The organism is Bradyrhizobium sp. CIAT3101, assembly GCF_029714945.1.
Classification (GTDB): Bacteria; Pseudomonadota; Alphaproteobacteria; order Rhizobiales; family Xanthobacteraceae; genus Bradyrhizobium.
Genome location: NZ_CP121634.1, coordinates 8,058,512 through 8,083,871, shown reverse-complemented (window position 1 = coordinate 8,083,871; position 25,360 = coordinate 8,058,512). Strand labels below are relative to the sequence as shown.

21 protein-coding genes are annotated in these 25,360 nt (G+C 64.7%); 9 read left to right on the top strand and 12 right to left on the bottom strand.

Going from position 1 to position 25,360, the window contains the following annotated elements:
* Positions 1–83 precede the first annotated feature (83 nt).
* Entirely contained in the window at positions 84–539 is a 456-nt protein-coding gene (locus QA645_RS37845) for an Lrp/AsnC family transcriptional regulator (RefSeq protein ID WP_254134510.1), read from the top strand.
* Between the two features lie 130 nt (positions 540–669).
* Here the strand turns inward: QA645_RS37845 and QA645_RS37840 are convergent, their stop codons facing one another.
* From QA645_RS37840 to QA645_RS37830, 3 genes are read right to left on the bottom strand one after another with little or no spacing between them, the layout of a single operon-like run.
* On the bottom strand, positions 670–1,455 hold the full coding sequence (locus QA645_RS37840) for a fumarylacetoacetate hydrolase family protein (RefSeq protein WP_283046166.1): 786 nt from the start codon (positions 1,453–1,455) through the stop codon (positions 670–672).
* Between the two features lie 15 nt (positions 1,456–1,470).
* Positions 1,471–2,838, bottom strand: a complete 1,368-nt coding sequence (locus QA645_RS37835; protein WP_283046165.1) for an LLM class flavin-dependent oxidoreductase — start codon at positions 2,836–2,838, stop codon at positions 1,471–1,473.
* Between the two features lie 21 nt (positions 2,839–2,859).
* Positions 2,860–3,912 (bottom strand): Ldh family oxidoreductase, encoded by a 1,053-nt coding sequence (locus QA645_RS37830; protein ID WP_254134504.1) that lies wholly within the window; start codon positions 3,910–3,912, stop codon positions 2,860–2,862.
* A gap of 297 nt (positions 3,913–4,209) precedes the next feature.
* On the opposite strand from QA645_RS37830, the gene QA645_RS37825 reads away from it, so the two are divergent.
* A complete protein-coding gene (locus QA645_RS37825) occupies positions 4,210–8,325 on the top strand; it encodes a GAF domain-containing protein (RefSeq protein WP_283046164.1) in 4,116 nt (1,371 codons plus the stop codon).
* Here QA645_RS37825 and QA645_RS37820 read toward each other — a convergent pair.
* The 5 genes from QA645_RS37820 to QA645_RS37800 all read right to left on the bottom strand — a co-directional run bounded on the left by QA645_RS37820 (position 8,299) and on the right by QA645_RS37800 (position 13,800).
* A complete protein-coding gene (locus tag QA645_RS37820) occupies positions 8,299–8,640 on the bottom strand; it encodes a hypothetical protein (protein WP_283046163.1) in 342 nt (113 codons plus the stop codon). The genes QA645_RS37825 and QA645_RS37820 overlap by 27 nt on opposite strands.
* A 228-nt stretch (positions 8,641–8,868) precedes the next feature.
* Complete coding sequence (galE, locus tag QA645_RS37815; protein ID WP_283046162.1) at positions 8,869–9,861, bottom strand: UDP-glucose 4-epimerase GalE; 993 nt, start codon at positions 9,859–9,861, stop codon at positions 8,869–8,871.
* Positions 9,862–9,875: 14 nt separating this feature from the next.
* Positions 9,876–10,682 carry a WecB/TagA/CpsF family glycosyltransferase gene (locus tag QA645_RS37810; protein WP_254134500.1) on the bottom strand — a complete coding sequence of 269 codons (807 nt, stop codon included), beginning with the start codon at positions 10,680–10,682 and terminating at the stop codon, positions 9,876–9,878.
* Entirely contained in the window at positions 10,675–12,966 is a 2,292-nt protein-coding gene (locus QA645_RS37805; protein ID WP_283046161.1) for an exopolysaccharide transport family protein, read from the bottom strand. The genes QA645_RS37810 and QA645_RS37805 overlap by 8 nt, the downstream gene beginning before the upstream one ends.
* Before the next feature lie 270 nt (positions 12,967–13,236).
* Positions 13,237–13,800 (bottom strand): acyltransferase, encoded by a 564-nt coding sequence (locus tag QA645_RS37800; RefSeq protein WP_349253151.1) that lies wholly within the window; start codon positions 13,798–13,800, stop codon positions 13,237–13,239.
* Between the two features lie 406 nt (positions 13,801–14,206).
* On the opposite strand from QA645_RS37800, the gene QA645_RS37795 reads away from it, so the two are divergent.
* Positions 14,207–15,235, top strand: coding sequence for a glycosyltransferase family 2 protein (locus QA645_RS37795; protein WP_283046159.1), 1,029 nt, complete (start codon positions 14,207–14,209; stop codon positions 15,233–15,235).
* 11 nt (positions 15,236–15,246) lie between these two features.
* On the opposite strand, the gene QA645_RS37790 is transcribed toward QA645_RS37795, so the two are convergent.
* Positions 15,247–16,170 carry a glycosyltransferase gene (locus QA645_RS37790; RefSeq protein ID WP_283053498.1) on the bottom strand — a complete coding sequence of 308 codons (924 nt, stop codon included), beginning with the start codon at positions 16,168–16,170 and terminating at the stop codon, positions 15,247–15,249.
* A gap of 271 nt (positions 16,171–16,441) precedes the next feature.
* Here QA645_RS37790 and QA645_RS37785 point away from each other — a divergent pair, with 271 nt between their 5' ends.
* The 4 genes from QA645_RS37785 to QA645_RS37770 all read left to right on the top strand — a co-directional run bounded on the left by QA645_RS37785 (position 16,442) and on the right by QA645_RS37770 (position 21,164).
* Entirely contained in the window at positions 16,442–17,509 is a 1,068-nt protein-coding gene (locus QA645_RS37785) for a glycosyltransferase family 1 protein (protein WP_283046158.1), read from the top strand.
* 39 nt (positions 17,510–17,548) lie between these two features.
* Positions 17,549–18,901, top strand: coding sequence for an O-antigen ligase (locus tag QA645_RS37780; RefSeq protein ID WP_283046157.1), 1,353 nt, complete (start codon positions 17,549–17,551; stop codon positions 18,899–18,901).
* 150 nt (positions 18,902–19,051) lie between these two features.
* Entirely contained in the window at positions 19,052–20,197 is a 1,146-nt protein-coding gene (locus QA645_RS37775) for a GNAT family N-acetyltransferase (protein ID WP_283046156.1), read from the top strand.
* A gap of 82 nt (positions 20,198–20,279) precedes the next feature.
* Positions 20,280–21,164, top strand: coding sequence for a methyltransferase domain-containing protein (locus QA645_RS37770; protein WP_254134494.1), 885 nt, complete (start codon positions 20,280–20,282; stop codon positions 21,162–21,164).
* A 273-nt stretch (positions 21,165–21,437) separates the two neighbouring features.
* Here the strand turns inward: QA645_RS37770 and wrbA are convergent, their stop codons facing one another.
* Genes wrbA through QA645_RS37755 form a run of 3 tightly spaced genes read right to left on the bottom strand, consistent with a single transcriptional unit; the run spans position 21,438 to position 23,570 of the window.
* A complete protein-coding gene (wrbA, locus tag QA645_RS37765) occupies positions 21,438–22,037 on the bottom strand; it encodes an NAD(P)H:quinone oxidoreductase (protein WP_254134493.1) in 600 nt (199 codons plus the stop codon).
* A 45-nt stretch (positions 22,038–22,082) separates the two neighbouring features.
* Positions 22,083–22,781, bottom strand: coding sequence for a pirin family protein (locus QA645_RS37760; protein WP_254195694.1), 699 nt, complete (start codon positions 22,779–22,781; stop codon positions 22,083–22,085).
* 36 nt (positions 22,782–22,817) lie between these two features.
* Entirely contained in the window at positions 22,818–23,570 is a 753-nt protein-coding gene (locus QA645_RS37755) for an SDR family oxidoreductase (protein WP_254134491.1), read from the bottom strand.
* A 116-nt stretch (positions 23,571–23,686) separates the two neighbouring features.
* Here QA645_RS37755 and QA645_RS37750 point away from each other — a divergent pair, with 116 nt between their 5' ends.
* A complete protein-coding gene (locus tag QA645_RS37750) occupies positions 23,687–24,622 on the top strand; it encodes a LysR family transcriptional regulator (protein ID WP_283046155.1) in 936 nt (311 codons plus the stop codon).
* A gap of 127 nt (positions 24,623–24,749) precedes the next feature.
* Entirely contained in the window at positions 24,750–25,271 is a 522-nt protein-coding gene (locus QA645_RS37745; RefSeq protein ID WP_283046154.1) for a transposase, read from the top strand.
* The last annotated feature ends 89 nt before the right edge of the window (positions 25,272–25,360 follow it).

The following is a 25,360-nucleotide window of genomic DNA, read 5'->3' as shown; positions in this document are numbered from 1 at the left end:
TTTTCCCGTTGGTGGTGCTAATTCGGTATAATTTTGCGTGATTGGCTGGAATTTGGTAGAATTAATCGATTTGAGGGTTCTCGATGATTGAAGACCAGGACACGCGGATTCTCGCCCATCTCCAGAAGGACGGCCGCGCCACCAACCAGCAGCTCGCCGACGAGGTCGGTATGTCGACCTCGGCCTGCTGGCGCCGGGTGCGCGCGCTCGAGGACAGCGGCGTCATTCGCGGTTATGCGGCGCTGGTCGCGCGCGAGCAGGCGGGGTTCGCGATGTCCGCCATCCTCCACGTCTCGCTGGAGCGGCACGACGCCAAATTCGTCGACGAGTTCGTCTCCCGCGTCACCACGCGTCGCGAGGTACTGGAGTGTTTTGCGACGACCGGCGACGCCGATTACCATCTGCGCGTCGTCGTGCAGGACATGGCGGCCTATAACCGCTTCCTCGACGAGTTCATGTTCCGCATCCCCGGCATCCGCTACGTCCGCAGCAACGTGGTGCTGAAGGAGATCAAGACGAGCGTGGCGCTGCCGTTTTGATTTTGTGCGGCGTTTGCAAATTTATCTCCTCACCCTGAGGAGGCCGCGTAGCGGCCGTCTCGAAGGGCGAGGCCACAGTCGGGCCTTCATCCTTCGAGACGCGCGAAGACGCGCTCCTCAGGATGAGGAATCACCGCCCCTCCCGCACAAACCTGTTCCGCAAGGTGCCGACACCCGTGATGTCGATCTCCACGACGTCATCGTGCTTGATGTCAGGCGAAGCGCCATCCGTGCCCATCCAGATCACGTCACCCGGCCATAGCGTAAAATACTTCGTCAGCTCGACCAGGAACGCCACGACGCCAAAGATCATGTCGTTGGTCTGGAAGCGGTTGGTCTCTTGGCCGTTGACGCGAACGATCGTTTCCATCGTCGCAAGATCGGCCTCGGTCTCGATCCACGGGCCCATCGGCTTGAACGTGTCGGCGTTCTTCGAGCGCCACAGGCTGCGGTCGGCCTTCTGCCAGGAGCGTTCGCTGACGTCGTTGCCGATGGTGTAGCCGAACACGCAGTCCATCGCGTTCTCGGCCGTCAAATGCTTCACCTTCTTGCCGATGACGACCGCGAGCTCGCCCTCGTAATGGATCTTCTCCGTCGCGAAGGGCGGGATCACGACGTCCTCGTCATGCGCGATCAGCGCGTTCTGCGCGCGGTAGCCGATTTCGGGCCGTTCAGGGACGGCCGGTACCGTGCCGGCCTTGTCGGCGGCTTCCTTGAGATGCTTCAGGTAGTTCAGGCCGACGCAATAGAAGGTGCGCGGGATCAGCGGCAGCTCGATCTTCACGTGCGAAAGCGGATGCTTGCGCGACGTGCGTTGCCATTCACCGAACGGATCGCCGTCGATCGCGATCACCTGGTCGCCCTCAACCAGGCCCCAGGAGGTTTTGCCGGAGGTGGTGAATTTCAGCCAGCGCATGTCGTGTCCTCGTTGTTATTCCGCGGCGTCGCGCGGCTGGACTTTCCAGGCGCCGGCGGCCGGCCGCTTCAGCCCGAGATTTTCCCGCAACGTCTTGCCGCGATAGTCCTTCTGGAACAGGCCGCGCCGCTGCAATTCCGGCACGATGTGCTGCACGAAGTCCGCGTAGGAGCCGGGCACATAGGTCGCGGCGATGACAAAGCCGTCGCAGCCGCGCTCGACGAACATTTCTTCCAGCTTGTCCGCGATTTCCTTGGGGCCGCCGACCATGGCGTCATGCACCTGGCCGCGGCCGGAGAAGGTGACGAAGTCGCGCGCGCTCGGATTGCTCTTGCCTGATGTCTTCAACACGCCGTCGCGGATGCCCAGAATGCCCTGCATGCTCTTCAGCTCGTCGGTCGTCAGCGGCGCGTCGAGGTCCTTGGAGGCGAAGTCGTAATTGAGCGCTTCGGCGAGCAGCGACAGCGCGTCGATCTCCAGCGGCAGCTTGTTGATCAGCGCCATCTTGTCTTCGGCCTCAGCCTTGGTCGCGGCGCAGACCGGCGTCGTCAGATTGCAGAGGAACATCTGCTCCGGATCCCGGCCGGCTTTGGCGGCCTCGTTGCGCACGGCGGCGTAGCCGTCCTTGGCGCCCTGGAGATTGCGTGCGGCCGTAAAAATCACCTCGCCCCAACGCCCCGCAAAGCGCTGGCCGCGGCCGGATGCGCCGGCCTGGATGATCACCGGGTGGCCCTGGTCCGAGCGCGGGACGGTGAACGGCCCGCGCGACTTGAAGGCCGCTCCCTTGTGATCGAGCCGCTTCACTTTCGTCGGATCGGCGAAGCGGCCGCTCGTCTTGTCCATGATGAGCGCACCGTCTTCCCAGGTGTCCCAATGGCCGAGCACGACCTCCATGAATTCGTCGGCCTTGTCGTAGCGCGAGTCATGTTCGGGATGGGAGTCGCGCCCCATGTTCAGCGCTTCGCCGTCGTTCAGCGAGGTCACGACGTTCCAGCCGGCGCGGCCGCCCGACATCAGGTCGAGCGTGGCAAAGCGACGCGCGACGTCGAAGGGCTCGTAATAGGTGGTCGAGCAGGTCGCGCCCAGCCCGAGCTTGTCGGTGACCATGCCCATCGTCGTCAGCACGATCAGCGGATCCATCTTCACGCAGCGGATGCCGTATTCGACGGTGTGGGCGTGGTCGTTGCCGTAGCGGTCCGGCATCGCCAGGCGATCGTCGAAGAATGCCATGTGGAATTTGCCGGCTTCGAGGATCCGCGCGATCTCCTGGTAATAGTCCGCCGACATCGAATCGCTGCGCGACTCCGGATGCCGCCACGAGCTCGGCAGGTTCGTGCAATTCTGCGCCTGAAGGAAGCCGACCAGGACCATCTGCCGATTCATGCTGCTGTTCTCCGGATTGCCTCAGGCCAGATCGAGGACGGTGTCGAGCCTGTAGTCGCGCGCCAGCGCGCGCAGCTTCTCCCAGGTCGCGTCCTCGACCTCGATGCCGTCACGCAAACGCTGCTGCTCGCGCACGCCTTCGATCTCGCCGGGATAGTAGACGCCTCGGCTGCCCTCGGACGGCGGCGTCGATTTCAAATAGCGCGCGAACTCGGCGACCTCGCGCTTGAATTCCTTCAGCGGCCGGAACGCGGCGACGTTGAACACCGCCATGAAGCACCCGTCATTGTGCCGCCCGGTCGGCTCGACGCCGAATCCCAATCCGGTGAGCAGGCCGCACAACACCTCGACCATGGCCGCGAGACCGCTGCCTTTGTAACCTTCGGTGCCGCCGAGCGGCAGCAGCGCGCCGCCCTTGCGGTATTGGGTGGGATCGGTGGTGTGCCGTCCCTCGGCATCGATGATCCACCCCGTCGGGATCTCCTCGCCGCGCGCGACCGCGAGCTGGATCTTGCCGGCGGCAACGGCTGATGTCGCCATGTCCAGGTAGAACGGCGCCTCGAGATCGGACGGCACGGCGATCGAGATCGGGTTGGTGCCGAGCCGCGCCTCCTTGCCGCCGAACGGCGCGACGTGTTTTGGCGAGCGGCCGGAATCGGCGGTGGCAATCCCGATCATGCCTTCGCGCATCGCCATCAGCGGATAGGCGGCGAGGCGACCGACATGGCTCTGCCGGAACACGGTGCAGGCGGCGACGTTCGCCGTTTTCGCCTTTTCGATCGTCAGCGCCATCGCCTTGGCGTTGACGTGGAAACCGAAGCCCCAATGGCCGTCGATCACTGTCGTGGTCGGCGATTCCTGGACGATCGTCCATTTGGCGCCGGGCACGATGTGTCCGGCCTTGATGCGATCGATATAGGTCGGAACCGCGATCACGCCGTGCGAGTCATGGCCGGCGAGATTGGCGTTGACGCAGCCGACGGCGACGGCGTCGGCTTCTTCCTCGGAGGCTCCGGCGGCATGGAGCAGCGCAGCGCTGACGCGCGTGAGGCGGTCGGCCTTGACGACGGGCATGGCGTTCCCTCGGCTTTGGTGCCCTTAACGGACCTGCTTGTTGGACGCCATCGTCTCAAAGCGGAGCTGCGATATCAATCTCCCGTAAACCAATACAGGGCTGCAAATTCGTAAAGAGAACGCGCCTTTCGTCGAAGATTCCTCCCGCGCGGCGGTATTCCCGGACATTTCTTGCCGGTCATTCGCTGCTCGTTCACTCTGATTGGTGGTTTCCCTGCTGCAATAACGACCACTTAGGCGATCCCCGGTCATAACGCACCCGGGAGAAATAGGCAGAAATGCCCGGGAGTTAAGATCGTGCCGTCGACACTCGCGCGCACCTTTGCGGCGTTGAGCGCCATCAATGAAGCGATCCTCTACGCGAAATCGCCGGACGAGCTGTACCAGATGGTCTGCGACGCCGGGTTTTCGAGCGGGGACTTCATGGCCGTTGCCGTGTTCCTGGTGGAGCCGGATGGCCAGCACTTGCGCTTTGCCGCAGGGCGCGGTGACGACGTGGCGCGTCTGCGCGCGATCAAAATCACCACCGAAGCCGGCGCGCCCGAGGGGTCGGGTGTCGGCGGCGAGGCGTTTCGCAGCCAGAAGCTCTGCATCAGCAACGACTATCTGAACGATCCGCGCTCGCTGGCATGGCGTGAAGGCGCGGCCAGGGCGAACATCGGCGCCGCGGCGGCGCTGCCGCTGCTGTGCAACGGCAAGAGCGTCGGTGTGCTGTTCGTGACCCGCAGCGAGGCCGGCTCGCTGAGCGAGCAGATGGTGTCGCTGTTCGAGCGCATGTCGGCCAACATTTCCTATGCGCTGGAGAATTTTTCGCGCGAGACCGCGCGGCAGACCAGCGAGCGGGCGACGCGGCGGCTCAACCGCATGTTCGGCGCCCTTAGCGCGACCAACGAAGCCATCCTGCGCGCCGAAACCGAGCAGGAGCTGTACCAGTTCGTCTGTGACGCGTCGGTGCATGGCGGCAAGTCGCTGGCGACCTTTGTCCTGCTCAAGGAGCAGGATTCGCATTGGTTGAAGCCGGTCGCGGGCACCGGCGAGAACGTGGAGATCGTCGCCCAGGCGAGCTATTCGGTCGATCCCGAGAATCCCTACGGACGCGGGATTTCCGGCGAAGTGTTTCGCTCGCAGAAGCCCATTGTCGAGCGCGATCTCGCGCGCCGCACCAGGGGAACGCCGTGGGAGCAGGCCAACGTCAACACGGGCGTCGCCGCAGTTGTCGCGGCGCCCTTGATCAAGCACGGCCAGAGCATGGGCGTGATCCTGTCCTTCCTCAGCCAGTCCTGGGCCAAGGACGACGAGGTCGTCGCGCTGATGCTGCGCATCGCCGAGAACGTCTGCTTTGCCCTCGACAACTTCGGCCGCGAAGCCGAGAAGACACGGATCGCGGCCGAGGAGGAGCGCCTCGCCCGCATGTATGCGGCGCTCAGCGCCACCAACGAAGCGATTCTGCGCGCGCGATCGCGCGCCGAACTGTTCGATCTGGTCTGCAAGGCGACGGTACAAGGTGCAAAATTCGCGTCGAGCACAATCTTCCTGGCCGATCGTGAAGCCGAGTTGCTCCGTGTCGTGTCGAGCTATGGGCCGCATGCGGAAGACTTGCGCAACTACACTTTCGCCCTCACTGATGCAGTGCCGGAGGGACGAGGGCTGACCGGAACCGCCTTCCGGACCAGCCAGACCTATATCAGCAACGACATCCTGGCCGACGAGCGCATCAAGCCATGGCACGATAGCGCGCGCCGCGCCGGTATACATTCTTCAGCCGCCTTGCCGTTGTTCAACGGCAGCCGGATCGATGGTGTTTTCCTCTTCAATGCCGTCGAGCGCGACACATTCACTCCCGAGTTCGTCGAATTGCTCCAGCGATTGCAGGCCAACGTCGCCTTCGCGCTGGAAAACTTCGATCGTGCGGAGGAGAAGGCGCGGGCCGATAAGCAGCGCGGCCGGCTGAGCAGCATGTTCGAGGCGCTGAGCGCGACCAATGAAGCCATCATGCGTGCCAAGTCGCGCGAGGAACTGTTCGAGGTCGCGTGCCAGGCGGCGGTGCTGGGCGATGTGTTTGAATCGGCCACGATTGGCATCCTTGACGAGAAGTGCGAGCTTATTCGCGTCGTTGCGGTGAAGGGGCGCCTCCAGGATCGGATGATCGGGCGCACCGCCGTTGTCTCTGCCGACCATCCGGAGGGACAGGGGATCATCGGCACGTCGCTGCGCACCCGCCGTCCCTGCGTCATGAACGACTACATGAACGACCCGCGATCGGCATATTGGCGCTCCAAGGCGACCGAGGATGGAACGCGTGCGGCGGCGAGTTTCCCGCTTCTGCGCGTGGGCCAGGAGCCGATCGGTATCCTGCTTTTCCTCGCACCGGAAGAGAATACGTTCACGCCTGATCTAGTCGAGCTGCTCGGACGCCTCGCCGAAAACGTCTCCTTCGCCCTCGACAATTTCGATCGCGCCGTGGAAAAGGCCCGCACCGAGGCGCAGAAGGAGCGCCTGACCCGCATGTTCGCGGCGCTGAGTGCCACCAACGAGGCGATCGTGCGCGCCAAGTCGCGCACCGAGCTGTTCGAGCTCGTGTGTCAGGCCGCGTCGACCGGCGGCAAATTCACCTCGACGACCATTGCGCTCGCCCAGGCCGACAGCGACCAGCTGGCGATCGTCGCGGCCGCGGGGCCGTCGGCCGAGACCACGCGGAACGTTCGTCTTTCCATCGATGCCGACCGGCCCGAGGGGCGCGGGATGAGCGGCACGGCGTTCCGCACACGGCAGCCCTGTGTCAGCAACGACTATGTCAACGACAACCGTGTCAGCGCCTTCCATACCGTGCTGCAGGGCGACGGCGCACGCTCCGGCGCCGCGTTCCCGCTGATCACCCACGACAGGCCTGTCGGCGTCATGATCTACATGTCGATCGAGCAGGAAACCTTCACCACCGAATTCGTCGAGCTGTTGCAGCGTCTCGCCGACAACGTCTCCTTCGCGATGGAGAATTTCGATCGTGCCGACGAGAAGAACGAGGCGGACGAGCGCATCGAATATCTCGCCTCGCATGATAGCCTGACCGACCTGCCGAACCGCGAGACCTTCAACGGGCTGCTGCGCGAGGCCATCGACGCGGCGCAACGCCACGATCATCGTTTCGCTGTGCTGTTCATCGACCTCGACCGCTTCAAGGTCATCAACGATTCGCTCGGCCATGAAGCCGGCGACTTGCTCCTGCTCGAGGTGGCGAACCGTTTGCGCGGCGCGCTGCGGACAAGCGACGTCGTGGCGCGTCTCGGCGGCGACGAGTTCGTGGTGATCCTCGATCAGTGCGGCGAGATCGACGACGTCCAGCACATCGCCACCGGTCTGTTGACGGCGCTCGCCGAGCCCATGGAGCTCGCCGGCCATGAGTGCCACACCACGGCCTCGATCGGCATCGCGATGTATCCGGCCAACGGCGCCGACGCGCAGACGCTGACCAAGAATGCCGACATGGCGATGTATCTCGCCAAGGAAGACGGCAAGAACGGCTATCGCTTCTTCTCCAAGGAAGTGAAGACGCAGTCGATCGAGCGGCTGTCGCTCGAAAGCGCGCTGCGCCGGGCGCTGGAGCGCGAGCAGTTCTCGCTGAACTACCAGCCCAAGGTCGACATGGAGACCGGCCAGATCACCGGCGTGGAAGCGCTGTTGCGCTGGAACCATCCCGATCTCGGCAACGTCTCGCCGGCCCAGTTCATTCCGCTTGCGGAGGAGACCGGCCTGATCGTGCCGATCGGCCGCTGGGTGTTGAACGAGGCCTGCGCGCAGGCCATGGCATGGCAGCGCCGCGGCCTGCTGCCGCTGTCGATGGCGGTCAACCTGTCGCCGCGGCAGTTTGCCGACGAACATCTGCTGCAGGACGTCGACGAGGCCCTGGCGGCCTCCGGCATGTCGCCGGTGCTGCTCCAGCTCGAGGTCACCGAGAGCATGATGATGCGCAACGTCGGTCGTGCGCTGAAGGTGCTCGACGCCATTCAGAGCCGGGGTATCCGGCTCGCCATCGACGATTTCGGCACCGGCTATTCGTCGATGTCGCTGATGAAGCACTTCCCGATCGACACCATCAAGATCGATCGCTCCTTCGTGCGTGACTTGCCGCAGGATTCGGAAGACCAGGCGATCGCACAGGCGATCATCAGCATGGGCAAGGCGCTCGGCATGACTGTGGTCGCCGAGGGCGTCGAGAACGCCGAGCAGGAGGCCTTCCTGCGCACCCATGGCTGCGACGAGATGCAGGGTTTCCTGATCGCGAAGCCGCTGCCGGCCAAGCAGATGGCCGAATTGCTGCGGCCGGTGGAGCTGGCCGTCGCGCCGCCACTCCAGCCGGAGACCGATCCGGCCGTGACCGAAGCTGCGGCGCTAAGGCTGAAACGCGCTGTCGTCTGACGGCAGCGGCTGCAATTCACGGATGTCGTGATCGGCGGCCTCCGCCTTGCTCGGAAAATCCTGAGGTGCCGTCAGCGACGTCTGTTCGACGAACAGTGAGACGATCCTGCCCGCGCCGTCGGCGAAGCTAGCGCCTTCACCCAGGCCCAGCGCGCCGCGCCATGTCTCGCTCAACGGCTCGTGGTCGTCGACCACCGCCATGGCGGGGCCCCACCACCAGGCGGGCGCGGGGGAGCGTTCGCCCTCGGGCACGACATGCCAGCGAACGAACTCATCCATCACGCGCTCGAACTCCAGGCGTGCAGCCTGATGCATACGCAGGTACTCCTTGAATCCGCGTCTGATCGCAGGCCGGCGCGCGGATCTGATCGTGGCCTTGACGTTTGGAAAAATCGGCTCGCGCAGTTGGCGGAGCCATGCATGCCGACATCATCGTCGGCCATGCCCAAAAGTGCGGCCGTCGGCAAAGCGCCCACGGCGGCAGCGAGTGGCCATTCTAGCCGCTCAAGGGTGCGGCCGGCAAGATACGGATGTTACGGTTGCTTAACGGCCCTTGAGCGGATGCGCCGTCTGGTGCCAGGCCCAGGCGGTGCGGATCACGGTCGACAGGTCGGAATGACGCGGCACGAAGTCCAGCACCTTTCGCGCGGCCGAGGGGTCGGCGACGAGATAGGTGGGATCGCCGGCGCGGCGTGGCTTGACGGTGTGCGGCACCTCGCGCCCGGTCTCCTGCTTGATGGCCGTGAGGATCTCGCGCACCGAGAAGCCCGAGCCGGTGCCGAGATTGAAGCTGCCGCCGGCATGTCCGGTTTCCAGCAGCTTCAACGCCGCAACATGCGCGGCAGCGAGATCGGTGACGTGGATGTAGTCGCGGATCGCGGTGCCGTCGGGCGTATCGTAATCGTCGCCGAACACGGCGAAGTCGACATGCCCCTGCAACGCCATCATGGCGCGCGGGATCAGATGCGTCTCATTGTCACGCAGTTCGCCGATGCCGCCGGCCGGATCGGCGCCGCTGGCGTTGAAATAGCGCAGGCAGAACGCGCCGAAGCCGTAAGCGGCGCGGTAGTCGGCGAGCATGCGCTCGATCATCCACTTCGATGCGCCGTAAGGATTGATCGGCGCACAGGGAAAGTCCTCCGGCAATTCCTTGGAATCGGCGTTGCCATAGACCGCGCCGGTCGAGGAGAACACGATGCGGTGGCAGCCGGCGTTGCGCATCGCCTGGAGCAGCGACAACGTGCCCTGGACGTTGTTGATGTAGTATTTCTGCGGGTCGGTCATGGACTCGCCGACCAGGCTCGCCGCCGCGAAATGCATCACCGCCGAGACCTTGTGGTCGGCGAAGGCGCGCGCCAGCGTCGCGCCATCGAGCAGATCGCCGGTCACCAGCTCTCCGGCCACGAAGCTACGATGACCTGTGGTGAGATTGTCATACACGACGGGCCGATAGCCGGCGGCGGCAAGGGCGCGGCAGGCATGTGAGCCAATATAGCCCGCGCCTCCTGTGACGAGGATCGTCGGCCGGTCACTCATGGCGTGCTACCTTCTCAGCGATTGAAGGGCCGGTTGCGGCTGAAGAGAAGATAGATCGCGCGGGGGTTGGTGGTCAAATAGCGCCAGAACAGGCGGCGCGGCTCGAGCCAGGTTCGCCAGGCCCATTCGAGCCCGATCCGCTGCATCCATTGCGGCGCACGCGAGCGGCTGCCCGACAGGAAATTGAACAGGCCGCCCGACGTCTTGATGACGCCGACATTGGTCATCAGCGGCATGTATTCCTCGACGAAGGCCTGTTCGGAAGGGACGCCGAGCGCGACCCACAGACAATCCGGTGCGAGCGCGTTGATCTCCTCGACCTTGGCCCGCAACGCGTCGCCGCGGAGATAGCCGTGGCTGTGCCCGACGATCTTCAGCTTCGGATACATGTTCTGGACCCGCCGGACCGCCGCGGCGTTTTCCTCTTCGCTGGCGCCGAGCATGTAGAAGCTGCGGCCGGCGACTTCCGCCTTGCGTGCGACGACATGGAACAGGTCCGTGGTCGCAACGCGCTCCGGCAACGGAAACCAGGACTGCAGCCGCGAGGCCGCCACCAGCGGCTGGCCGTCGGCATTGATCAGGTCGGCGGCGCGGAACAGGCGTTCGGTCTGCGGCTCGGTCGAGCAGCGCGCCAGCACCTCGCCATTGGCCGACGTCAGATACAGCGGGCGGCCGATGCGATGGCGCGGATCGGTCGCCTCGATCATGAAATCTGCGGTGGCTTCCAGGTCGAGTGCGGCCATGCGAAGGCCGCCGACGGTGATCCGTGGCACCTCTGCAGTCGCAGCCCTGCCGTCCAGATTGATGCGGCGCTCAAGCATATTGTTTGCCTCGCTGGCGCGTTTCGGTTGCGGGAGCGAGCTCGTCGAGCACCACGCCGACGAGCTTGCGCTGGGCGCCGCCGAGTGCGGCCAGAATCTCTTCCATGCTGTCATTGATGTCGAGGCTGGTCGGCAGCACCGCCACCAGCGCGTCCACGTCGTCGAGCAGCCTGCGACCTGCGGCCGAGAGCGGCATCGCGGGGCCGTCGAGGATGACGAGGTCATAGCCGCCGGCCGAACGCGCCTGTGCGATTGCCTTGCGGATGGCCTCAGTGGCCTTGCCGGCATCGCTCTCGGTCGCCGGCAGCACCGAAATGCCGTTGACGGTCTTGACCTCGCGCGCGGCTTTGCTGCCGATCGAGAGCCAGCCAAGCTTGCCCGGCTCACTCTTGCCGGGACGATCGATCCTGCGCGAGAGCGCGTGCGCCTGATGGTCGGCATCGATCATCAGCACGCGGCTGCCGTCGCGTGCGGCTGCCAGCGCGAAATTCAGTGCGGTCACGCTGCGTCCCGTGGTGGCGCCGGCGCCGACCAGCGCCATCACCGGCATGGACTTGCCGCCGGAACGACGAGCCATCGCCGCCCGCATGTCGCGCAAGGCGTTGAGCAGCGTCGTCAGCGGAAATCCGGGGCGCAACGTCGGCCAGCCGACGCGGGTCAGATCGACGCCGCTGCCGGTGGCGAGAATGGCGCCGAGCGTGCGGATCACGTCGGCTTCCTGCAGGCGGGCGATTAGCGGTTTCTCGACCAGCGCAAGCGCAGGCGGGGGCGCTGCGGCTTCCACGGGGGGCCTCGGAACGTCCGGCGCAGGCGTGCGTCCGCGGCGGGTCGGTTGCGGAGCGCTCGCGCCGTCGAACAGGTACTCGGCCGCGACGAACCAGGAGGCGGCGGCAAGCGCGCCGAACATGAAGCCGATCATCGCGAACAGGCTCATCGCCGGCGGGAACGAGCGCCGCTGCGGCACCGTGGCCTCGCCGATGACGCGGGCAGCCGACGTGTTCAGGGTCTCCTGCTCCTCGGTCTCGCGCGAGCGCTTCAGGAAGGATTGATAGACCTCGCGGCTGGCTTCAGCCTCGCGCTCGAGCTCGCGCAGGCGCACGGCGGCCTGGCTGAGCTGCACGCTCTGCCGCTTCTGCACTTCCAGCGCCCGGTTGAGCGACGCCTCGTAGTCGCGGGCGCGGGTCAGATCGTTCTTGGCGGACAGTGCGAAGCGCTCGATCTCCTCGCTGATGGTGCGCTTGAGATCCTCGACCTGCTTTTCGGTCTGACGCAGGGCCGGGTGACGCGGGCCGAGCTCGGCGGTCTGCTCCGCATATTTCTTGCGGGCGTCGGCATATTGCGCGCGCAGGTTTGCGATCGTCGGTGATTGCAGTGCTTCCGGAATTGCACCTGCATCCGCAGCGGTCCGCTTGTTGGCCTCGATCTGGTCCAGCCGCGCCTGAGCGTCCATCGTCGCCGCGCGGGCCGCGGACAGCCGCTGGTTGCTGGAGGAGAGCTGCTGATCGGAGATCAGCGAGTCCTGGGTGCCGACGAAATTGTTCTGCGCCTTGTAGGTGGCAAGCGCGGTCTCGGCGTTGCGCAGCCGCTCGCGCAGCTCCTTCAGCCGGCCGGACAATTCGCTGGTGGCGCGCCGCGCGGCCAGCGCCTGCGAATTGCGCGAGTCCGTCAGAAAGGTGTTGGTCAGCGCGTTGGCGAGCATCGCCGCCTTCGCCGGATCGGTCGACCAGACCTCGATGTCGACGATGAAGCTCTTCTCGGTCTTTCGGATCGTGATGTGCTTGTTCAGCGCCTCGAGTGCCGCGAGCTGCACGTCCTTGATGTCGGCGGCGGACGGCGCGCGGGGCTGGAGGCCGATCAGGCCCAGCAGCGACGTCATCAGGCCCCTGCCGTCACTGCCGCCGAACTCGGGATCCTTGTCGAGATTGGCCTGCTGGATCAGCTGCAACAGCACGCTGTTGGAGGTGATCAGGCGTGCCTGGCTCTCCACCACCATGGACATCCCGGAGACGTCCTGCGCGCGCGGCGTGAGCTCGCGATCGACGAGCTGAAGCTCGCGCGGGTCGACATAAAGCTGGGCGGTCGCGGTGTAGCGGGGTGTCAGGCTCTTGCCGACGGTGACGGCGAGGCACGCACCGATCAGCGCGGCGGAGGCGATCGCAATCTTGCGCCGCCATAGCAAGCTGACGAGCTCCAGCACCTTGAAGCTGGCCTCGGGTGTCCGTTGCGGGGCCTCCGATCTCGCTGGATCTCCGGCCCGGTCTATCGGCTGGTTATAGTCAAGCATAGTCCCCAGCTTTCATTCCAACGACCGCGGGCTGAGGGGTTACTCTTCGCTTTACGCCCCGCACCGGGGATATAGGTGCGCAATCAACGCAACAGGGAAAATTAACCATACTCATTGAGGGACTATTCACCGAAATGGCAAACAAAGCGTTTAAGCGCAGGCCGCCATTTGCCGCGTCGTTCTGCCGCTTTGGTGTCATCACGATCCTCAGTGCTTAACGGTCCGTTACCATGTGTGCCGGCGCTGCGCGGGCCCGGCGTTCGTGCCTGCCTATTCGTCGTCGCGGAACGTCTTGACGACAGCCGCCGGATTGCCGGCGACGACCACGCGCGGGGCGACGTCCTCACGCACCACCGTTCCGGCGCCCACGACTGAGTGGTCGCCGATCGTCACTCCCTTGAGCACGATCGCGCGCGCGCCAACCCACACGTTGTCCCCGATGTGTACCGGTGCGACGGCCCGAGCAACTGCAGGCTCGTGCCGTAGCCGCGGGGGAAGGTTGTGAAAGTCCGTGTCGACGATGTCGCAGTCGCTGATCAAGCAGGACGACCCGATGTCGACCTTCTGCTCGCACCCGATCCAGCAGCCGTTGAGCAAGGTGTCATTGCCCACCGTTACCTGGCCGCGCCCGGTGATGAGCACGCGCTTGCCAATCCGGCAGTTCGCACCGATCGACACCCGGACCCCGCGACCGAGCACCAGCCGACCCTTGAACATGATCCCGGGTCCGAGCTGGAGCCTGCGCCCGTACTGCACCGTCAGCCAGGCGCGCTGACAGGCGAAGAACAGGAGCGCGCCGGCCCGCAGCACCGGGTTCTCGATCTTGGGCACCACGTTCGTTCCTGACCCTCGCTATGACCGCGCTTGTTCGATTCAAATTTACAGGAAAAATCTCTCGTGCCCGAAGAGCAAATCCGATGCCGCGGGCCTTCACCGACCGCGGTGCTTACGGCGGGGTTAATTCGAACACGCGTTAACTACGGCATTGCCGATGTTGTGCCGTCGGAGGGTGATGGACTGCAAATTGCAGGACCACGCGTGCAGGAATTTGCAGGGAAAACACGCGAAAGGGGTCAAGCGGGTGATAGGGCGTCATAGCGACGACATCAGCGTCGCGGTGCAGTTCGCGCGCCGAAGCAGGCCGTTCATTTTGGGACGGATCTGTCCCGCGCGGACGTGTCGCCCCGGGACAATGGGCGCAAGGCTTTCTCAATATGTCTCAGCCATCTAGTAGCGCGCGATGACGCTGATCCCGACCGACTTGTCCGCCAGCCGGATCTCGGATGCCGTGCGCGATCCCAACCGGGAGATCGCGGCGAGCTCGCGCGTCATTGATCTCTCGGTCGGCATCGTCGTCTGCATTCCCTGCTTCCGCCGCCCCGACCATCTGCGGCTGACACTGGATTCGCTGGTCAGCCAGCGCACCCCGCGCTCCTTTGCGGTGGTCATGGTCGAGAACGATGCGGCCGGGCGCGCGAGTGCGCCGGTCGCTGCGGAATATCTCGCGTCCGGCAAACTTCAGGGCATCTGTCTGGTCGAGAAGCGGCAGGGCAATTGCCAGGCGATCAACGCCGCGTTCGAGACGGCGCAGGCAGTGTTTCCCGCGGCGACCCGCTTCCTGATGATCGACGACGACGAGATCGCTTCGCCCGATTGGCTCGAATTGATGGTTCGCACCGCGGAGGCGACTGGTGCCGACATCGTCGGCGGGCCGGTGCTGCCGGTGTTCGACGACGACAGCCAGCCCTGGCTCGCGCGTCATCCCGTCTTCTGTGCCGCCTACGACTACACCGGTGCCGTGCCGCTGATCTATGGCTGCGGCAATTGCCTGATCACGCGCGCCACGTTCGATCGGCTCGGCAGTCCGGCCTTCGATCCGCGCTTCAATTTTCTTGGCGGCGGGGATTGCGATTTCTTCAACCGCGGTCGCGACGCCGGCCTGAATTTCCACTGGACGGCGGAAGCCGTCATCACCGAGACCGTGCCGCAAAGCCGCAGCAATCCCGCCTGGATCGCAAAGCGCAGCCTGCGCATCGGCGTGATCAACTACAGTGTGCAGGTCAAGGCTGCGGGAAGCGCGGCGGCGCGGATGCGCCTGTTTGCACAGGCACTGGGACGGTTGCCGTTGTCGCTGCTGCGCTCGGCTCGCCTGCTGACGTCTTCGAAGGCGGTCGTCGCGATGCACCCCGTGCTGATGGCCGTCGGATCGATGCTGGCGGCGTTCGGTTACGATCCGAAGCCCTATGAGGCCTCGAAGATCGTTTCCTGACGCGTCAGAAGCTAGATTCCAAAATAGGACAAAGCGATCTTGGCTGCAGCTCGCGGCATCGCCTTGGGCGAGCGCCGGCCGACCATGCCGAGATAATCGAGCGCCTGGCGATATCTCCCGAAGCGGACGGCCTGGGTCGCCGCATAGGTCACCAGATGAATTTCGGCGGCCTGCCGCAGCCGGGGCGCCGCGTCGGACGGCAGCTTGCCGAGGATCAATTCATCGTCGAACACCCGCGCGACCGCCGGGAAGAAATCCTGCGGCGTCCGCACCGCGGCGTTCATCGTATTGGCCGTGTGCAGGCGGTAGTCGAGCAGAAGCTTTGGTACATAGGCGAACTCGCCGAGTGCTGCGAGACGGCACCAACAATGCCAGTCCTCGCAATAGCGCAGCGAGATGTCGAAGCCGCCGGTGGCGCGGAAGGCATCACTGTGGACCAACATGATGCCGCCATTGACGATGAAATTGCCGGCGGCGAGCCGCTCCAGCACGTTGCCGGAGGGCTTTTGGCGACCCTTCAGCAGGCCGCGGCGGCCGATGGGCCGTCCCGCGCTGTCGATCGTGTTGTAGTCGCCATAGACCAGCACCGCGCGCGGCGCAGTCGTCGCCGCCGTCAGCAGCGTCGTCACCGCATCGGGGCGCAGGCGATCATCGGCATCGAGGAACATCAGCCAGTCGCCGCGCGCGCCTCGTGCGCCGAGGTTGCGCGCAGCCGACACGCCGCTGGCGTCGTTCTTGATCAGGCGCAGCCGCGGATCGCGGATGGCCTGGACGATCGCCACAGTGTCATCGGTCGAGCCGTCATCGACGACGATCACCTCGGCGACGTCGGCTTGCGCCAGCGCGCTTGCGATGGTTTCGCCGATATAGGCCGCGGCATTCTTCGCGGGGATCACGACCGAAACCACAGGCGTCGGCGCGCGCGCGCCCGTTATCGCGGGCGCGGCGGTGGGCGCATCGAGCGTGGTGTCGGCGAGTGTCAAGCGAAGGCTCGTCGTATTTAAGGATCTGTTAACCAGGCTGTCGGCGATCGGGCAGTCGCGGATCATACTCACATAACGATCAAATCGTTGTTGCGAAGGCCGTCTCGTCGTCGGTTTCGTAGATTAGCGTTAAACCTGTGGCGTTAAGTCTGTCACTGCTTTCGAGAGATGCGACGGCCGGTCTCATGCGAGAATGCAGGCCTGATTGCCCCGGATGGACCCTGTGCCCGCAAAGACATTCGACTACGATCCCGACGACATGATCCTCAACCTGTTCTACGAGGACAAGGACGATCGCTGGTTTCCCGGCGACCGTCATCTGCGTCGCATGGCGCGCAAGATGTTGTTCGGCGAGCCGCGGATGAGCGGGCAGCTGCGCGTGTTCCTCAATCTCTGTGCAGGGCTCGACCGGCTCGGCATCCGCTACCGCGTCAACGACTACGGCTACATCGCGCAGCATCCCGAGGAAGTCGCCTGCATCATCGGCCGCGCCTTCCTGCTCGACAAGTTCGCATGGAAGAACCCGATCCTGCTTGGCGTTTGTGCCTATAATCATCCGTTGGACGATCCCGACCTGTTCAAGCGGCTTCCGGTCAAGAAATTCCTGGTGCCCGGCGACTGGTATGCCGACATGTACCGGCCCCATTGGCCTGAGACCGAAGCCTGGCCCGTCGGCATCGATACCGAACTCTGGGCGCCGTCGCGCCCGCGCGAGAAGACCGTCGATATCCTGCTCTACGACAAGGTCAGCCTGAACCGCGAGCGCTACGTGCCGGAGCTGGTCGAGCCGGTCCGCGCCCGACTCAGAAGCGAAGGCCGAACCTTCACCGAGCTGCGCTACGGCAGCTACAAGGAGGAAGATTATCAGGCCGCGCTGGCGCGTTCGCGCGCGATGATCTTCCTGTGCCAGAACGAGAGCCAGGGCATCGCCTATCAGCAGGCGCTGTCCTGCGGCGTGCCGGTGTTCGCCTGGGATCCCGGCGGTCCATGGCGGGATCCCGACTATTATCCGCACCGGGTCCAGTTCGGGCCGGTGTCGTCGGTGCCCTATTGGGACGATCGCTGCGGGCTCAAATTCGCCGACCGCGCCGGCTTCGAGGACAGCTGGACCGATTTCTGGGCCGGCTGCACCGCGGGCAAGTTCGATCCGCGCGGCTACATCATGGACAACCTGACACTGGAGCAGCGCGCGCTGCAATATTACGAGATCGCGCGCAGCGTCGCACAGCAGAGCCGGGTTCCTGCAACTGCCGATGTGCTGGTTGACGGATGGTTAACGGGGATGGGCTAGACCTCGGAGGTCCCCCATCGTCCTGTCAGGCCTTGAGGCATGGATCGCAGCGCCGCAGACATGACTGACGTCGAGGCCCGCTCGCTCGGCCACGCGCTGCACGGCGTGCTGGCGAGGCTCGACGTCGTCACCGTGGCGCGCTGTCTTGTCGCCGTCGCGGCCCTGCTGCTGGTCCTGATCACGCTCGATCCGTTTCAGGACTTGAGCAGCCCCGACATTGCCACCGTCGTCGGCGGACGATTGGCGACGACCTACATCTCGTTCGGATTGCTGGCCGCGGTCGCGGTGCTGCTCACCCTCACCACCGATGCGCCCGCGCTTCGAAGCCTGGTCACGCCGCTGCATCTCTGCCTGATCGGCTGGATGCTGATCAATCTCGCATTCTCCGGGAGCCGCGACGTCTCGATCCAGCGCTTCGTGCTTGCGGCCAGCGCGACCACGCTTGCGGTCCTGCTACCGCTGCTGCCGCCGACACCGCGGAGCTTCAATCTGTGCCTCGGCGGCGCCGCGCTGGTGTTGCTGGTGGTGTGCTATCTCGGAATCTTCTTTGCCCCGCAGTATGCGATCCACAGCGCGCTCGACATCACCGAGCCGCAGCTTGCCGGCGATTGGCGTGGCAGCTTCGACCACAAGAACGTCGCCTCGCCGGTGATGAGCATCCTGGTCTATGTCGGTATTTACCTGTCAGCCGTGGGCTCCTTCGTGATGGGGCCGGCGATCGCATTGCTGGCCGGCATCTTCCTGATCTTCACCGGCGGCAAGACCTCGTCGGTGCTGTGCCTTGCGATCTATGCCCTGGCGTCGCTGGTCTACGCCACGCGCAGCCTGTGGCTGAAGCGGGTCATCTGCTTCGCGCCGCTGATCGTGATGAACCTGCTGACGGTCGGCAGCGTCATGAGCCCGGTGCTCGGCAGCATCACGCGGGCGCTTCCGGTCGATCCGACCTTCACCGGTCGTGCCGAGGTCTGGGAGTTTGCGCTCACGGCCGTCGCGGAAAAGCCGATCACCGGTCATGGCTATGCGGCGTTCTGGGACGGCGCGGCGGAGGGGAAGACCACCCAGGGCTCGGAATGGGCCGTGGCCGCAGCGCACAGCCACAACAGCTATCTGGATCTCGCAGTCACCATCGGCCTGCCGGGCCTGCTGCTGGTCATCCTCATTTTCGTCTGGACGCCGTTGCGCAATTTCCAGCAGGTCCAGGCCCACAACCGTAGCAACGCGCTGGGCAAGCTGTTCCTGACGATCTGGCTGTTCGGCCTGTATTTCGGGACGACCGAGACCTTCCTGCTCGAGCGGCAGAACCCGGTGTGGTTCATGTTCGCGCTTGCGGTCGCCGGATTGCATTTCCTCGCAAGGTTCCAATGCGTCGCGCAAATGGAACCCGCGCGCTGACAACTTGTCGCAGCGCGCGTTTCATATCGGGACACGAGGACATTGGGTCAGCCGCGACGGTATCCGCTTAACGATAAGCAGCGACGTAACTTGTGGTGTGCGACAAAACATAATCTATCTGGACACGTATTGTAACTGTATGCCCCGCACATGGCGTTTCTCAGCGTCGAACAACTAGACGGTCGGGTGTCCAGCACGTCGGGAATCTCGGTTGATTTCCTGCGTGACTGGCGAGCGGCCGCATTGCGCCTGAATGCGGGTCATCGCACGGCATTCCAGCATGGTTACTGGTTGGGTGCCTGGTACAACGCCTTTCATGGCGTAGCCCCCTTGATCGCTGTTATCACCGATACGGCGACCGGCAAGGACATCGCGATGGTGCCGATGTTCAGCCACGCACGACGCGGCATCCGCGTCGTCGAATTTGCCGATCTCGGCGTCTCCGACAACAACGCGCCGATCCTGGCTTGCGATGCAACCTTCGATGCCGCCGGCGCGCAGGCCATCGGCGCGGCGTTGGTGAATGCTTTACGCGCCTTGCCTGATGGCCTGGACCTGCTGCGCCTGAAGAAGTTGCCGACCTATGTCGGCACCAAGCCGAACCCGCTGGTGTCGCTCGGTCGGCTCGGCTCCTGTTCGCTCAACGCGAACCTCGTGCTGACCGGCGACGACTATGCGGACTATCAGGCCTCGATCAGGCGCATGCAGATGCCGCGCTGCTGGCGCGTGTTCAGCCGCCATGCCGGCGCGCGGTTCGAGATCGCGACCGATGTTGCGCGGGCGCATGAGCTTCTCGACGTGTTGGACGCCCAGCAGCAGGAGCGCATGCGGAAGCTCGGCTCGCGGTTCGTCCTCAACGACGAAGCGCATGCAGCCTTCTATCGCGAGGTGGCGCGGCAGGGGGTTGCGGAAGGCTATGCGGTGATCTCGGCGCTCGTCTGCGACGAGGGGATCGTCGCGACCACGCTCGGCGTCAGATACGGCGCGACCTATTATCTGCTGCGCATCGGCCATGCCGGCAAGAAATGGGCGAATTGCTCGCCCGGGCTTCTCGTCACCGAGCGCACCATGGCGGCCCTGCATGCGCAGGGCGCGCGCCGGTTCGATCTCAGCATCGGCAATCACGACTACAAGCGCCGCTTCGGCGCCGAACAGGTCGCCCTGACCGATGTCACCGTCGCGCTGTCCTGGCGCGGGCTGCCTTATGTGCTTCGCGATCATACGGCTCAGGGCCTGCGCCGCCATCCGAAGCTTGCTGCCCTTGCGGCGCGGGCGCTTGGCAAAGGTCCGCGCTAGGGCGGCGCACCCTCGCGGGTTGCAAGGTCACTCGAATATCGCAATCGTTGTGCTATCGTCTTTGCCGCAACCCGGAGGCGACATGGACGATCGTTCGGCCAAATATCGCGCATTCTATGCGCAGTTGATCTGCGCTGCGGCCAAGGCAACAGACCCTCGTCTCGAGCAGGCTTTTCGCACCGTGAGGCGCGAACCTTTCGCCGGCCCCGGCCCGTGGTCGATTTCGTTCGGCGGCCATCCCTATGTCGTGACGCCCGATGACGATCCAGCCTTTCTCTATCAAAACGCGCTGCTGGCACTCGATCCCGCGCGCGGTGTCAACATCGGCATGCCGGGCGCACACGCTTACTGGCTTAGTGGCACCGGCGTCAGGGAAGGCGAGACCGTGCTGCAGATCGGCGCGGGCACCGGTTACTACACCGCCATTCTCGCCGAACTCGTCGGCCGCAATGGCCGCGTCTATGCCTATGAGATCGACGAACGCCTGGCGGCGCTTGCCCGCGAGAACCTGAAGGACATCGCCACGGTCGAATTGCGCGAGCGCTCGGGCATTGCGTCCGATCTGCCCGATGTCGACGTGATTTATGTCTGCGCGGGCGCGGCGCAGCCGGCCACGGAATGGCTCGCGGCGTTGCGTCCCGGAGGCCGGCTGGTGTTTCCGCTGGCGCCGGAGGGCATGCTCGGCGGCATGTTGATGATCACGCGCCCGGAGCAGGGGGGCGCCTGGCCCGCCAAGTTCCTGAGCCGCGCGCAGTTCATCGGTTGCGCCGGACTTCAGGATGCGGATGCCGGCAAGCGATTGGCCGCGGCGTTCGCCAGGGGATGGGAGAGCGTGCAGTCGTTTCGGCGAGCGGACACGCCCGACGAGACCTGCTGGTTTGCCGGCGACGGCTGGTGGCTCTCAACGGCGCTCGCTGCTGCGCCAACCGTCAGCATCCCGGCGCACGGCGACATCACGCAGGCGTGACGGTCAGGATCCCTTGCACTCGGCGCAGTGAAACCGGCCGCGCGAGGCGCGGAACAGGCTGCGGCAATACCAGCGGCGCGCAAACGCCTGGGCCGGCCTGCGGATCATCTGTGCAATCAAGAGAAGTTCGAAAGCCATTCGTCTCAGAAGTCCTGCGTCTCGGAAGTCCTGCGTCTCGTAAGCATCGTTTCTACGGACATAGATGGGGCGGCATTCCCTTGAGAGAATGCCGCCCCGGTCGCATCAGCCATGCAGCTGTTGTGAACCCCAGGCTTAACCGTGCAGCTTCTTGGCGGTCTCCGCGATCTGGCGTCCCTGATAACGCGCGCCGGCCAGCTCATTGGCGCTGGGCTGGCGGCTGCCGTCGCCGCCGGTGATCGTGGTAGCACCATAGGGCGCGCCGCCGGTGACCTCATCGAGCTTCATCTGGCCGGCGAAGCCGTAGTTCAGGCCGACCACCGTCATGCCGAAATGCAGGAGGTTGGTGATGATCGAGAACAGCGTGGTCTCCTGGCCGCCGTGCTGGGTCGCGGTTGCGGTGAAGGCGCCACCGACCTTGCCGTGCAACGCGCCCTTGGCCCAGAGCCCGCCGGCCTGGTCGAGGAAGTTCGCCATCTGCGAGGCCATGCGGCCGAAGCGGGTGCCGGTGCCGACGATGATCGCGTCGTAATTGGCGAGGTCTTCAATCTTGGCGATCGGTGCGGCCTGATCGACCTTGTAATAGGAAGCCTTTGCGACCTCGGCCGGCACCAGTTCGGGCACGCGCTTGATGTCGACGGTGGCGCCGGCTTCGCGCGCGCCTTCGGCAACGGCATTCGCCATCGTTTCGATGTGGCCGTAGGCGGAATAATACAGGACGAGAACTTTGGTCATGGTGGTCTCCGTTGAATTGGGTGAGATGATTGATTGCTTGAAGGGTTACGCGGCGTCGACGAGCACGAGCTCGGAGTCTTCGAGCGCGGTGATCTTCAGCCTGGCCTCGTCGCGGATCGCGGCGCCGTCGCGGGCGTTGACGCGCACACCGTTGATCTCGACTGCGCCTGCCGCCGGCACCAGATAGAGGTGACGTGACCTCTCGGGTTCGTACTCCGCGCTCTCGCCGGCCTTCAGCGTGGTGGCGAGCACCCGCGCATCGGCGCGGATCGGCAGCGCGTCGGTGTCGCCTTCGATCCCGCTCGCAATGGTGACGAGCTTGCCGGAGCGATCCGACTTCGGAAACGGCTTTGAGCCCCAGGTCGGCTGACCGCCGCGCGCGGTCGGTTCGATCCAGATCTGGAAGATGCGCGTCTGTGTCGGCTCCAGATTGTACTCGGAGTGGCGGATGCCGCTGCCGGCGCTCATCACCTGCACGTCGCCCGCCTCGGTGCGTCCTTCGTTGCCGAGGCTGTCCTGATGGGTGATCGCGCCTTCGCGCACATAGGTGATGATTTCCATGTTGGCGTGGGGATGGGCGGGAAAGCCGGTGTTCGGCGCGATCTCGTCATCGTTCCACACCCGCAGAGCACCGTGACCCATATTGTTCGGGTCATAATGGCTTGCGAACGAGAAATGATGTTTTGCTTTCAGCCAGCCGTGATCGGCGCCGCCAAGTTTGTTGAAAGGTCTGAGTTCGATCATCTGCGTAGTCCTTGTGTGAGTGGTTTGGCGCCTTGATCAGGCGCCAAACCCGCCGTCGACGTTGAGCACGGTGCCGGTGACGAAGGAGGCTTCGGGGCTGGCGAGGAAGACCACGCCGGCAGCGACTTCCTCGGGACGGCCGAAGCGTTGCAGCGCGTGCTGCTTGCGCTGGGTCTCGGCGAACTCGCCGCCGTCCTTCGGATTCATGTCGGTGTCGATCGAGCCGGGTTGCACCACGTTGACGGTGATGCCGCGCGGGCCGAGGTCGCGTGCCGCGCCCTTGGTGTAGCCGACCACTGCCGACTTGGTGGCGACGTAGTCGGCAAGGCCCGGGAACGAGGCGCGGTCGGCGAGCATCGAGCCGACGGTGACGATGCGGCCGCCTTCGCCCATCAATTGCGAGGCGGCGCGGATCGCCGCGATCACGCCGTGCACGTTGACCTGGTCCTGCCGCTCCAGCGCGGTCGTGTCGGCATTGGCGTCGTCGATCGCACCGCCATTGGCGACGCCGGCATTGTTGACGAGGATGTCGAGATGGCCGAATTCCCTGGCGACGTCGTTGACGAGCTTCGTCACGTCCTTGGCGGAGGCCTGATCCGCCCTGAAAGCGCGGGCCTTGACGCCCTTGGCCTTCAATTCGGTGACGACGGCCTCGGCCTTTTCGGGTGAGGCGACGTAGCTGATCGCGACGTCTGCGCCTTCATCGGCGAGAGCGCGGGCCGAGGCCGCGCCGATGCCGCGCGAGCCGCCGGTGACGAGGGCAACCTTGCCTGAGAGCTTCTTGGTCATTGGATTTCTCCATTCCTGAATTTCTGACGACCCTTGGATAAGCCTCCGCCTGTGGTATAGAAATAGAAACTGTTGAAACGCATTGTTTCCTTAAATATCCCGATTGGATCGCTGCCATGGCAAAACTTCCAGATTTCGAGGCGCTCGCGATTTTCGCAAAAGTCGTGGAATTACGGTCGTTTGCGGGGGCCGCGAGCGAGTTGGCGATGTCCAAGGCGACGGTGTCGAAGGCGGTCACGCGCCTGGAAGAACGGCTCGGCGCCCGCCTGTTCAACCGCACCTCGCGCCGGCTCGCGCTGACCGATGCCGGGCACAAGCTCGCCGACCGCGCGACGCGCCTGCTCGCCGACGGCGAGGCGGCCGAGAACGAGGCGCTGGCGCAATCGGTGGCGCCGCGCGGCCTGGTGCGGCTCGCGGTGCCCATGACGTTCGGGATCAAGGCGGTGGCGCCGCTGCTGCCGGAGTTCTTCGCGGTCTATCCGGAAGTCTCCGTCGATCTGCATCTGAGCGATGCGACCGTCGATCTCATCGGCGAAGGCTTTGACATGGCGGTGCGGATCGCGCGGCTGCCGGACTCGTCACTGATCGCGCGCCGGCTCTTCACCATGCCGCGCTTCACGGTCGCTGCGCCGTCTTATCTCAAGAAGCACGGCCGGCCGACGCATCCGATGCATCTCGCCGAGCACAAATGCTTCGCTTACGCCTATCTCTCGACGCCGAACGTCTGGCACTACACCAATTCCGCCGGCGAGCAGGCAAGCGTCCGCCCCGGCGGCCTGCTTCGTGTCAACAACGGCGAAGCCGTGATGCCGTCGCTGATCGCTGGCCTCGGCATCGCCGAGCTGCCCGAGTTCATCGTCGGCGAGGCAATTTCGTCCGGTGAAGTCGAAGTGATCCTGAAGGACTGGAAGCAGGCCGAAGGCGCCGTGCACCTCGTGACCCCACCCGGCGGCCCGCGCCCCGCACGCGTCGAAGCGCTCGGCGATTTCCTCGCCGCGAAGCTGCCGGGCACGTGCAAGCGGAAGCCGAAGAAAGGTGGGAAGGCGGGATAGATCGCGTGGGCACGGCGCTTTGCGCCTTTGCCCACCCTACGAGACCTCGCTAGTCTATCGTCTTCGCAAGCTGTCGTAGGGTGGGCAAAGCGAAGCGTGCCCACGTCTTCGCCTGAAGGGATCGCAAGTGTCTCGATATCGGCGCGCGCAGGGCAGCACGTTCTTCTTCACAGTCGTGCTCGCGGACCGTTCAAGCACTCTGCTCGTAGATCATTTCGATCGCCTGAGGCGAATTTACCGGACTGTCCAGCAACGCCGCCCATTCGAGACGGTCGCTATTTGTATCTTGCCAGACCATCTTCACGCGATCTGGGCGTTGCCGGATGGCGACGTCGACTTTCCATCGCGCTGGAATCTGATCAAGGGCGGCTTCTCGCGAGGCTTGGAGGCTGGGCCGCCTTCAATGAGCAAATTGAGAAAGCGCGAAAAGGGCATCTGGCAGCGCCGCTATTGGGAGCACGCCATTCGCGACGACGCGGATTTGGAGCGGCACGTTGACTATATTCACTTCAACCCCGTGAAGCACGGCCTCGTCACCCAGGTGCGCGATTGGTCGCTCAGCAGTTTTCATCGGTATGTCGAGCAGGGCACCCTTCCCGTGGATTGGGGAGGGGATATGCGGGATATCGCGGGGCAATTCGGTGAGTGATCGTGGGCACGGCGCTTTGCGCCTTTGCCCACCCTACGAGATCTCGCGAATCCATCGTCCGAGCAAACTCTCGTAGGGTGGGCAAAGCG